Genomic DNA, 10129 nt, shown 5'->3' on the forward strand with positions numbered 1-10129 from the left:
TCGTTGCAGAGCGCAGCACTAAATGGGCGCATTCCCCCAGATTTTCAAGGCCCAAATCAGCGCAGGCTGCGGATCGGTGCAGGAGCGTCCCGACCGGTCTGTTCGCTCCAGTGCGCCCGGTTCAGGACGACGCCATCAGCACGTACATGGGCGATGTGTGAAATGTCGATCTCTGCATAGGTCCAGCCCGGCTGATTCATCCGCCCCTCGGAGATGACGCCCGTGGCTGGAAAGCCGGTATCGGGCGGACCGAAGACGCCCCCCATTCCGGTGTTGGTGTCCACCGCCTCGGACCAGTCGCAGGCGCCGGTGGTGGACGACATGACGGTCACGCATTGCTGCTCCAGCGCCCGGGCCATGGCGCCGATGCGCACCCGGGAATAGCCGCTCAGCGCCTCGGTGCAGGACGGCACAAGGATCAGGTCAGCCTCGGACAATGCCCGGGCCAACAAAGGGTATTCACTGTCATAACAGATCAGGATGCCCAACTTTCCAAGGCTGGTGTCGAACAGCGCCAGCGGATGGCCGGGCACGACCCCCCAGATTTCCCGTTCGAACCGGGTCATGATCTGTTTGTCCTGATGCGCCTGCGCGCCGCTCGGCGTGAACAGGCGCGCGCGGTTGACCGGGCGCAGACCGATGGTGGCATCGAACACCGGACCCGAGGCCGCGAGGATGTGAACCCCGTGCGCGCGCGCCAAATCCGCATGCAGCGCATCCGCCCGGGGAATATTGTCCGAAACCGCACGCAGAGACGATTCGAGATCCGCCGCGACTGCGCGCCCCGCCAGGGTCGCCAATTCCATCGCTCCGTATTCCGGAAACACCAGCAGGTCGGCGCCCTGCCCGGCGGCTTCGGACACCCAGGAGGTGATCTTGGACGCGTAGGCGTCCCAATCGGCCAGAAAATCCATCGGATAGGCGGCGGTTGCGATCTTCATGATTCAGTCCTGTTCTCAAACCCCGGGGACCGGGCCGACGCCTCATGCATCGGTTTGGAGATGGGTGGCCACGTCCAGACGCCTGCTCCAGAATTGCAGGGATTTGGCGCTCTCGTCCGACGAATCGATGTCTTTCCAACGGAATTGCGCCACGACACCCTCCAGCGGTGCATAGCCGCGTTTGCGCCAGAAACCGTCGAGCGGGACATAATCGGTCGGGCGAAGCGGATGATCCGCAGCCCGGATAACCGAACAAAAGGCGGTATGGGCAAAGCCAAGCCGCCGCGCATGCGCCTCGCGCTGATCAAAGAACTGGTGGCCGATGCCCTGGCCGCGACATTCGGGCAACAGGACCGATTCGGCACAGTAGAACAGATCCTTCAGCGCCAGGCCGCTGCTGTCGAACGCGGCCGAGAAATCATCGGCATGCTCAAGCATCGGCGCGCCGGTCGACGCCCCGACCAGCCGGTCGCCGTCAAAGGCCCCGACCAGCACCGCCCGGTCGCTGTCGCGGTAGGTCTGGAGATACGACCGTTCATATTCCAGATCCCCGTCATACAGATAGGGCCAGCTGCGGAACACCTGCATCCGCAGCCGCGCCACATCGTCCAGCGCAGCGGCAAGCGCCGCCCCGGTCAGTACCTCGACACGCATCACGAGACCTGCTTGATCCAGTCCGAGAGGTTGTAATAGGTGACCACCCGCGTGATCTTGCCCCCGGTCAGCGAAAAGAATGAGCCGGCCGGCAGACGATAGGTCTGGCCACGCGCCTCCGGCAACCCCGGATCCGTTTCCAGATAGGTGCCGTTCACCATGAATTCCGCCGCGCCGCGTGTGCCGTCCTCGGCCTCGAACAGCACCAGCTCGGTGAGCTTCTCGTCATAGCAGCGCTCCATATGAGCGCAGAACTCGGCAAAGGCCTCGCGGCCTATTCGCACATTGCCCTCGTTCACATAGTGCGCAACCTCGTCGGACAGACAGTCCAGCATCCCTGCGGTGTCGCCCCGGTTGAAGGCATCGAAATACCGCTCCAAAGTGGTGTTGCTCATCAGCGTCCCCATTTTCCCTTGAGTTGTTCATAAATCTGGTCCCGGGTCTGGCGATAGGCGTTCAGCTTTGCCTCGCGGCTTTCCCCCAGCCCGGTGGGGTCCATGATCGGCCAGTATTCCACCGACAGATGAAACAAGCGCGTCAGTTCCAATGCCTTGCGCTGCGACGTTGGCGACATCGCAACAATCAGATCAAAGCCCGACAGCGCCTCGCCATACTGCTCCAGATCGTCGAAGTTGCGCGCCGTGTGACGCGACAGTTCAACCTCGATCTCCTTGCAGGCGGCAATGGCAAAACCATCCACATCCAGATCGTTCAGAACGCCGACGGACTGCACATAGCTGCTGAATCCGTACAGTTTCTTCATGATGCCCTCGGCCATTGGCGAGCGCACCGCATTGTGGTCACAGCAGAACAGCACCGACTGCGGAAGCTGTAACGGCACCATTCAGCCCCCGAAGTGCAGGACGCAGACAAGAGTGAACAGGCGCCGGGCGGTGTCGTCGTCGATGTCCGCCTTTCCGACCAGCCGTTCCTGAAGGATCCGCGCCCCTTCGTTGTGAATGCCGCGCCGCGCCATGTCGATGGTTTCGATCTGGCTGGGAGGCAGTTTCTTGACCGCGTCGAAATAGCTTTTGCAGATCTGGAAATAGTCCTTCACCACCTGGCGGAAGGGCGACAGCGACAGGTGAAACTCCGCCGCCTTCTCGTGCGCTTCGGTCGCAACATCGAAAACCAGACGTTTTTCCCGGATCGACAACCCGACACGATAGGGTCCGGACGGCACAGCGCGGTCATCCCGCGTCGGCAGCACGAAGGTGTTCTGCTCCATGAGGTCAAACATCGCCACGCGGCGTTCCTGTTCGATCTCCGGCGTCGGAGGTGGAAGACCGGCGTCATCCAGCTCGATATGTGCAATACGGCTCATGGACGGACCCTTTTGACTGCCATCCTCCCAGGGGATGCTTAACGCGTCGACTCGCGTGGGGCAATCGCACCTTTTGGTGTATCAGCGCGACCCCGGCATTCGTGACGTCACTCGGAAAATGTTCGATTCAGACAAGTTCATTGCTGTTTTCAGCCAGATTTCCGTGACTTTCGTCAGAAAATTATTCGAAATTGCACAGTCGAAATCCGCACGTCCCTTCCAGTACGACCGGCCGGTGCCTGCTAATCGTTGAGTTTCTGCAACCGCGCGGTGACAGACAGCCCGTGCGCCTCGAGACTTTCCGACCGGGCGAGCCGCTCGGCAGCAGGGCCGATGGCGCGCAACGCCTGGGGTGTCATCTGCGCCAGTGTGGTCCGTTTCAGGAAATCCAGCACCGACAGTCCCGAGGAAAACCGCGCCGAACGCGCGGTCGGCAACACATGGTTCGGCCCGCCGACGTAGTCTCCGATGGCTTCGGGAGTCCACTGGCCCAGAAAGATCGCTCCGGCGTGGCGGATCTGTTGGCTCAGAGCGTGCGGATCGGCGACACAGAGTTCAAGGTGTTCCGGGGCAATCCGGTCAGACAGTGTCGCGGCCTCGGGGAGATCCCGGACGGTGATCACCGCGCCGAAATCACGCCAACTGGCCCCGGCGATGCTGCGGCGTTCCAATGTTTCAAGCCGCTTTTCAACAGCTTGCGCGACACTTTTACCAAAGTCCGCGTCGGTAGTGATCAGCAGGGACTGCGCGCTCTCGTCGTGCTCGGCCTGGCTGAGCAGGTCCAGCGCGATCCAGTCAGGGTCATTGTCAGCGTCCGCAATCACCAGAATTTCGGATGGTCCGGCGATCATGTCGATGCCGACCTTGCCAAACACCCGCCGCTTGGCCGCTGCGACAAAGGCGTTGCCGGGACCGGTGATCTTGTCGACCGCCGCAATCGTTTCAGTGCCATAGGCCAAAGCGGCAATGGCCTGCGCGCCGCCGATGCGATAGATTTCGTCGACGCCACTGATCCGTGCCGCCAAAAGCACCAGCGGATTGATCACCCCGTCCGGGGTCGGCACGGTGATGCACAGCCGCGGCACGCCCGCAACCTTGGCTGGAATGGCATTCATCAGGACCGATGACGGATAGCTCGCCAGCCCGCCGGGAACATACAGCCCGGCCGCCCCGACCGGCGTCCAGCGCCAGCCCAGGGTGGCGCCATCGGGATCAGTCCACTGCGCGTCCTCGGGCATCTGGCGCACGTGGTAGGCGCGGATTCGTTCAGCCGCCAGTTCCAGTGCGGCGCGGTCCTCTGGCGAGACCCCGGCGATTTCCGCGTCAACTTCTGCCCGACCGACAACCATGGTCTCCGCCGTCAGCGTCAGCCGGTCGAATTTGGCGGTCAGGTCCAGCACCGCCTGATCGCCGCGGGCCCGCACATCGGCGATGATTGCAGCCACCGTATCATCGACGTCCGGGCTGTCCTCACGCTTGGCGTTCAACAGCCTGACAAAAACTGCCTCGAAATCGGGCTGGGTGGTATCGAGAAAGACCGGCATGGCAGACCCCTTTGGTTTGCAGCGACATAGCCCGGGGGGCGCCGGGCCTCAAGCAATTGCAACAACGGCCCGCGGCGCCTGCCCCGGATGAGCAGCGCGCTCAGTCTGGATGCTGCGGCGTCTTGCCGGACGGCGCGACATAGGGCCGGGTGACATCCCTGAGCGTGACTTCCAGCGCTTCGACCCGGGCGCGCAACGCGCCATCACCGGCAAGCGTCAGCAACACGTTGCCCGAGGCATCCGGTCCCGGCTCGAAGCTGACGGACAGCAGCGACAGGATGGTGTCGCGATCGCTGCGGTCGATCCCCTGGCTGTCCACTCCCAGCACATTGTCGATGACAAGCAGGGACTGCACCCGTTCCGGTGCATGGACTCCGGCCTTCCTGTCCTCCCAGCGGACGCGGTTGACCAAAAGCGCCAGCCGACGGTGCCGTGGCTGCCAGGTCATCTCGGCAACCGGGAACACCGCATCCTGCGCCAGCGCCGACAGCACCGAAAGATCATCGGCATCCAGCGCGCCCAGGTTCAGCGGCTTGTCGGCGCCGTCCTCGAATCGTGCATCCTCGGTCATTGACCCTTCACCCGTTCGATTCTGGCCCCTACGCCCGAAAGCTTGCGCACCACGTGCTCGTAACCGCGATCAAGGTGGTAGACGCGGTTCACTATGGTTTCTCCCGATGCCGCGAGGCCGGCAAGAATCAGCGAGACCGAGGCGCGCAGGTCGGTCGCCATCACCGGGGCACCTTTGAGCTTGTCCACCCCGGTCACCGTGGCGTGGCCGCCATGCACCTCGATCCTCGCGCCCATCCGCATCAATTCCGGAGCATGCATGAACCGGTTTTCAAAGATCTTCTCCTCCAGCACCGATGTACCCTCGGCCGTGCACAGGAGCGCCATCATCTGGGCCTGAAGGTCGGTCGGAAAGCCCGGGAACGGTTCGGTCGTCACATCGACAGCCCTGGTGCGACCATTGCGGCGCGCGACCGTCAGACCCTCGGGGGTTTCGCTCACACTGATCCCGGCGGCATCCAGCTTTTCGCAGAAGGCCGCCAGCAGGTCGATGCGCCCGCCCAGCAGCGTCACTTCGCCGCCGCAGATCGCCGGCGCCAGCATGTAGGTGCCCAACTCGATTCGGTCGGTCACCACACGGTGTGTCGCCCCACCCAGCCGGTCGACGCCCTGAATGGTGATCGTGCTGGTGCCTTCGCCTTCGATCTGCGCCCCCATCTTGCGCAGACACTGGGCCAGATCGACAATCTCGGGCTCGCGGGCCGCATTGCGGAGCTCGGTGGTGCCCTTGGCCAGCGTCGCCGCCATCAGGGCATTTTCGGTCGCCCCGACGGTCACCGACGGAAATTCGACAACGCCCCCCTTCAGCCCGCCGGGCGCCTTGGCGTGAACATAGCCGTCACGCAGATCCAGTTCGGCGCCCATCGCCTCAAGGGCCTTTAGGTGCAGATCCACCGGCCGCGCCCCGATGGCACAGCCACCGGGCAGCGACACCACCGCATGCCCGTCCCGCGCCAGCATCGGCCCCAGCACAAGGATCGACGCCCGCATTTTGCGCACGATGTCGTAATCCGCCGTGTGGTTGTGGATGTTGTGGCTCGACAAGGCGAGGACCTGACCATCCTGCAGGCTCTGCACCTCGGCGCCCAGCGACTGCAGCAACGTGGTCATGGTGCGGATGTCCGAAAGCCGCGGCGCATTGGTCAGTGTCAGCGGTTCGTCGCTGAGCAGCGTCGCCGGCATCAGGGTGAGGCAGGCGTTTTTCGCACCTGCAATGGGAATCTGGCCGGACAGCGGTCCGCCCCCGGTGACGATGATCGAATCCATGCCTGTCTATCCTTTGTCTTTCTCCGCACCCTCAGGTTGCGGTTTTTCGCCGTCGCGGGCCCGGGCCTGCGCCTTGCGGCGCGCCAGATTCGCCTTCAGCGCGGCCTTGAGGCGCGCATCACGGTGATCTTTGGACGTTTTCGGCTGGCGGGATTTCTGCTCCATGGCCTCTCTGTAACCCAGAGGGCAAAAAGCGTCCAGATTGCCCTTGCACCGAATGAGAATAGCGTCTAATCACCCGCCACGCCAACAAGGCGACCGGTGCTGTGGTAGCTCAGTGGTAGAGCACACCCTTGGTAAGGGTGAGGTCGAGAGTTCAATCCTCTCTCACAGCACCATCCTAACTTCCTGAAATGAAAAGATCCCCTTGCAAATAGGGCCTGTTTCACATTCTGTCGTTACAATTCTCGTTACAAAACGGCTCGGTGATGTCTGGCAAGATCAAGTATCTTCTGTATCGTGACGGTCGCTACTTCGCGCGCCTTGTCATCCCCGTGAAGCTTCGGCCGTATTTTGACGGTCGCACGGAGTTGCGCCAAGCACTCGGAGCGGATCGCCGCAGTGCCACACGCATGCATCCCGTCGCTCTGGCGGAACTGATGCATCAGATCGCCCTGGCCGAGCGCAAACTCGCTGAAGTAAGCGGGGCACAGGTAACTCCTGGAAGATACCCTCTGTCTCTTGGTCAGATTGCTATGCGCAGCTATCAGGCACGACTTCGGCAGGACGAGGACGCGCGCAATTTCTCGCCTGACTATGCCGGAGTTGGCATAGACGACGGCTATGCCGCAAAACTAAGAGACGGCATCGCCGGAAAGCTTCGGGACAAGGACCTCGAGGCGCTTGTCGGCCACCGGATCACTCATTTTCAGCTGCTCGGCAACACAACAGCCGCCTACGGCAGCACGGAATGGCGTGATCTTGCACGCGCAATCTGCATTTCGGAATACGAGGCTCTGGCAAGAGTTTTCGAGCGCGACGATGGCGACTTCTCAGGTCAGCCAGAACATCCCCTCCTGCGAAACGCTGAACCTGAAGAGCTGCCTTTGCCACCGGTTTCGCTGCGGGGCCTCTTCGCGGACTATATTGCCTCGCGCAATCAGTTGGGCCGCGGTCGAGAATCCGAACGTCGCTGGTCGCCGGTAATCAAACACCTGCACAAACATCTGGGCCATGATGATGCCAGACGCATTTCAAAGCAGGACCTAATGGCATGGCGTGACAATCTGATGCAACGCCTGTCGCCCAAAACAGTGAACGATGTTTACCTTGCTGCTATAAGGACCATTTTCAGTTGGGCCGTCAGGGAAGACCGCCTACCGGAGAATCCTGCGACAGCTGTCCGGCAAGAGGTTCCCAAAAAGGTAAAGACACGGCCCAAAGGCTTTACGCTCGAGGAGGCCGAACGTGTCCTGACATTCTCTGTTTCCTATTTTCCCAAACCTCTTGCAGGCCGTGCGTCAACGGAATTTCCAGAGACGACGGCAGCGAAGCGCTGGATCCCCCTACTTTGCGCCTTCACAGGTGCCCGGGTTACGGAAATGTCTCAACTTCGCAAGGAAGATGTCTTTCAAGAAGGTGGTATCAATGTCATCAAAATCACACCAGACGCCGGAACTGTAAAAACTGACGAATATCGCGACGTGCCACTTCACCGGCAGATTGTGGAACTGGGTTTTCTTGACTTTGTGGCCCAGGCAGCTTCCGGGCCGCTCTTCTATCGCACAAAGGATGGGACACAGAGCCTGTCCGGCGCCAGGATGACTTCGGGACGAGTATCCGATTGGCTTCGTGCCAGTGGGCTTGTTCCGGCTAAGGTCGCCCCCAATCATGCCTGGCGCCATCGCTTCCGGACCGTTGCAATGGAGCTGGGCCTGTCGGATCGTATCATTGATGCGGTTTCCGGCCATGCTGTTCTGAAGCAAAGGGCAGCCGACGGCTATGGGCATGCAACCTTGAAAGCCATGGCCCGTCTTGTTGATGCGCTACCCTCCTATTCGATTGCAGGACATGTTGCCGCGTCAGACAAGCCTCAGCATGCTGCGAACGGCCCTCTCACCGAAGAAAATTGAAGTCGGGCCCTGCTGTGTCAGCGCTGAACCGTTGATCACTGTCTGTTCAAAAATCAACATCTAGAAAGTGGCTCCCTGACGACTTGCCTTCGGCTGGCTTTCTTGACGTGCCAAACAACTTCAGCTTGACTTTAGTCACGGTTATGGTTATGGTGTTTTAGTAACCAGCCCGTAGAGGTAAGCCATGGCACTTACAAACGCTGAAAAACAACGAGCATTCAGAGACCGTAGAAAACAGGAAAGACTTGATAGACTGAAAAGGGCTTACATCAATGATCAGGACCTGTTCCAGACACCCTTCTCAGAATGGATTCAGGGTAACCCGAATTACATCGCGGTCGATTTGTCTTTGGCCCTGATCGGCATTGAGGCGCCGGTTTTTGAAGATGAACGTGGCGCGAGCGAGTTTGCCTTTCCCGAAGCGCTCAGTTCCGAAGGCGATAACTTCTCGCAAGTTGAAAATGCCTTGGGCCGCGCAGAGGTGATCGTCGGATGTCTGTTGACGGCGGCGATCGAGTTGGCCGGCATAGTGAATTCATACAAGAAAGAAGAAATCGAAAATCGCTTGAAAGAGCTGGAAAATCCAGAGTCTATCGACCGCAAATCTGCGATGAAAGAGGCCGTCAACCTTCACAAAAAGCTTGAACAATTGAACAAGCAAGTCCGGTGGTCGCTCCCGGAATGGAAAGACAGTGAGTAAATATTCAAGGCAAATTGCGTGAACCCGCAAACAAGGTTCCATGCCAAAAAGCCGCCGATTTGGCTCGGTCGGCATTCCTGATCCGGTGCTCATGAACGTGATCGTCTGACGCTAGTCGGTTGCTCGTCACCCAAAAGTTGCAATTCACACTGCCTGCCCGTCGCGAGCTATCCGCGTCGGCCGATCTTCCTATGCCCAGAGAAAGGCGCACCATGACCGAACATTTCAATCCTGAAACATCCAACATCATCCGGTTACCCGGATCCGGCTTGATGCCGCAGAAGCAAACTTCGGCCTCCGTCGTTCCGGACGAAATACCTTTTGGCTTCTTCGCGGCACCTGATGGCATCTGGCAGATCCGCACCACGAAAGATGACGAGGAAGAATCTGTAAAGCTTTGCTCGCCGCTTCGGGTCGTCGCGCTCTGCCGTCGGGCCGATGGGTCCGGCTGGAGCCATCTGATTGAGCTCGAAGACGACGATCACCGCACGCATACCGTGCTCCTGGATGCAGCAACTTTGTCGGGCAGTGCGTCCAAGGTGGTTGAGCGTCTGGTGCGCCATGGGCTGGTGTTGTCACGCGGGTCGAAAGTCAAGGAAGGTATCGTCGAGTTCTTGAGCGCCTGGCGGCCTCAGGGTCGTCTGGAACTGGTCGATGTCCTGGGATGGACCGATGACGCATGCTCGGCGTTTGCCCTCGCGGATGGCCGCGTGTTGGGCGATGCTTCGGTCTACTACACGGGCGCCTCGCCGGAACTGGCGGCGGCGATCCGTCCGCATGGATCGTCCTCTGCTTGGAAGCGGGAGGTCGCGGAACCCTGTCTTGGCAACCCTCTGGCTATTTTGGCTGTGTCCCAGGCCTTCAGTGGGCCGCTTCAGCAGTTGCTGCGGATGCAGGGCGGCGGCTTCCACCTGTTCGGGGACTCCAGTTGTGGAAAGTCCACGCTGCAGCAGGTTGCCGCGTCCGTTTGGGGCGATGTCATGTGAACAAGCATGCAATTTTGACCCCGTGGCGGGGTGATCGGCGTCCAAAAGTGACCCCCTTATACTGATTTGGAT

General features: G+C 60.5%; 12 protein-coding genes and 1 tRNA gene. 4 read left to right on the forward strand and 9 right to left on the reverse strand.

What is annotated here, in order from left to right; translation table 11 throughout:
* Nucleotides 1-56 precede the first annotated feature (56 nt).
* From FOY53_RS20385 to FOY53_RS23255, 9 genes are all read right to left on the reverse strand, one after another.
* A complete protein-coding gene (locus tag FOY53_RS20385) occupies nucleotides 57-941 on the reverse strand; it encodes a carbon-nitrogen hydrolase family protein (protein ID WP_146592154.1) in 885 nt (294 codons plus the stop codon).
* A 42-nt stretch (nucleotides 942-983) separates the two neighbouring features.
* Entirely contained in the window at nucleotides 984-1595 is a 612-nt protein-coding gene (locus FOY53_RS20390; RefSeq protein ID WP_146592155.1) for a GNAT family N-acetyltransferase, read from the reverse strand.
* Complete coding sequence (locus FOY53_RS20395; RefSeq protein ID WP_146592156.1) at nucleotides 1595-1990, reverse strand: ketosteroid isomerase-related protein; 396 nt, start codon at nucleotides 1988-1990, stop codon at nucleotides 1595-1597. The genes FOY53_RS20390 and FOY53_RS20395 overlap by 1 nt, the downstream gene beginning before the upstream one ends.
* Complete coding sequence (locus FOY53_RS20400) at nucleotides 1990-2373, reverse strand: arsenate-mycothiol transferase ArsC (protein WP_246107495.1); 384 nt, start codon at nucleotides 2371-2373, stop codon at nucleotides 1990-1992. Before FOY53_RS20400 ends, FOY53_RS20395 begins: the two co-directional genes overlap by 1 nt.
* Before the next feature lie 66 nt (nucleotides 2374-2439).
* On the reverse strand, nucleotides 2440-2919 hold the full coding sequence (locus FOY53_RS20405) for a UPF0262 family protein (protein WP_146592158.1): 480 nt from the start codon (nucleotides 2917-2919) through the stop codon (nucleotides 2440-2442).
* A 242-nt stretch (nucleotides 2920-3161) separates the two neighbouring features.
* Nucleotides 3162-4463, reverse strand: a complete 1302-nt coding sequence (hisD, locus tag FOY53_RS20410; RefSeq protein ID WP_146592159.1) for a histidinol dehydrogenase — start codon at nucleotides 4461-4463, stop codon at nucleotides 3162-3164.
* Nucleotides 4464-4563: 100 nt separating this feature from the next.
* Entirely contained in the window at nucleotides 4564-5034 is a 471-nt protein-coding gene (locus tag FOY53_RS20415) for a DUF2948 family protein (RefSeq protein WP_146592160.1), read from the reverse strand.
* A complete protein-coding gene (murA, locus tag FOY53_RS20420) occupies nucleotides 5031-6299 on the reverse strand; it encodes a UDP-N-acetylglucosamine 1-carboxyvinyltransferase (RefSeq protein WP_146592161.1) in 1269 nt (422 codons plus the stop codon). Before murA ends, FOY53_RS20415 begins: the two co-directional genes overlap by 4 nt.
* Nucleotides 6300-6305: 6 nt before the next feature.
* On the reverse strand, nucleotides 6306-6464 hold the full coding sequence (locus tag FOY53_RS23255) for a hypothetical protein (protein WP_186766688.1): 159 nt from the start codon (nucleotides 6462-6464) through the stop codon (nucleotides 6306-6308).
* A 98-nt stretch (nucleotides 6465-6562) separates the two neighbouring features.
* Here FOY53_RS23255 and FOY53_RS20425 point away from each other — a divergent pair.
* From FOY53_RS20425 to FOY53_RS20440, 4 genes are all read left to right on the forward strand, one after another.
* A tRNA-Thr gene (locus FOY53_RS20425) sits at nucleotides 6563-6637 on the forward strand.
* A gap of 90 nt (nucleotides 6638-6727) precedes the next feature.
* Nucleotides 6728-8371 (forward strand): tyrosine-type recombinase/integrase, encoded by a 1644-nt coding sequence (locus FOY53_RS20430; RefSeq protein ID WP_186766689.1) that lies wholly within the window; start codon nucleotides 6728-6730, stop codon nucleotides 8369-8371.
* A gap of 184 nt (nucleotides 8372-8555) precedes the next feature.
* Complete coding sequence (locus tag FOY53_RS20435) at nucleotides 8556-9071, forward strand: hypothetical protein (protein WP_146592162.1); 516 nt, start codon at nucleotides 8556-8558, stop codon at nucleotides 9069-9071.
* A gap of 212 nt (nucleotides 9072-9283) precedes the next feature.
* Nucleotides 9284-10057, forward strand: coding sequence for a DUF927 domain-containing protein (locus tag FOY53_RS20440; protein ID WP_186766690.1), 774 nt, complete (start codon nucleotides 9284-9286; stop codon nucleotides 10055-10057).
* Nucleotides 10058-10129 lie beyond the last annotated feature (72 nt).

Origin of the sequence: Puniceibacterium confluentis (assembly GCF_007923445.1) — a bacterium.
In the GTDB taxonomy this organism is placed as follows: Bacteria; Pseudomonadota; Alphaproteobacteria; order Rhodobacterales; family Rhodobacteraceae; genus Puniceibacterium; species Puniceibacterium confluentis.

Excerpts from the sequence above, each read along its gene's own strand:
- FOY53_RS23255 (WP_186766688.1), bottom strand. The coding sequence starts at position 6,464 with ATGGAGCAGAAATCCCGCCAGCCGAAAACGTCCAAAGATCACCGTGAT.
- FOY53_RS20435 (WP_146592162.1), top strand. The coding sequence starts at position 8,556 with ATGGCACTTACAAACGCTGAAAAACAACGAGCATTCAGAGACCGTAGA.
- FOY53_RS20400 (WP_246107495.1), bottom strand. The coding sequence starts at position 2,373 with ATGGCCGAGGGCATCATGAAGAAACTGTACGGATTCAGCAGCTATGTG.
- FOY53_RS20395 (WP_146592156.1), bottom strand. The coding sequence starts at position 1,990 with ATGAGCAACACCACTTTGGAGCGGTATTTCGATGCCTTCAACCGGGGC.
- FOY53_RS20390 (WP_146592155.1), bottom strand. The coding sequence starts at position 1,595 with ATGCGTGTCGAGGTACTGACCGGGGCGGCGCTTGCCGCTGCGCTGGAC.
- hisD (WP_146592159.1), bottom strand. The coding sequence starts at position 4,463 with ATGCCGGTCTTTCTCGATACCACCCAGCCCGATTTCGAGGCAGTTTTT.
- FOY53_RS20385 (WP_146592154.1), bottom strand. The coding sequence starts at position 941 with ATGAAGATCGCAACCGCCGCCTATCCGATGGATTTTCTGGCCGATTGG.
- FOY53_RS20440 (WP_186766690.1), top strand. The coding sequence starts at position 9,284 with ATGACCGAACATTTCAATCCTGAAACATCCAACATCATCCGGTTACCC.
- FOY53_RS20430 (WP_186766689.1), top strand. The coding sequence starts at position 6,728 with ATGTCTGGCAAGATCAAGTATCTTCTGTATCGTGACGGTCGCTACTTC.
- FOY53_RS20405 (WP_146592158.1), bottom strand. The coding sequence starts at position 2,919 with ATGAGCCGTATTGCACATATCGAGCTGGATGACGCCGGTCTTCCACCT.
- FOY53_RS20415 (WP_146592160.1), bottom strand. The coding sequence starts at position 5,034 with ATGACCGAGGATGCACGATTCGAGGACGGCGCCGACAAGCCGCTGAAC.
- murA (WP_146592161.1), bottom strand. The coding sequence starts at position 6,299 with ATGGATTCGATCATCGTCACCGGGGGCGGACCGCTGTCCGGCCAGATT.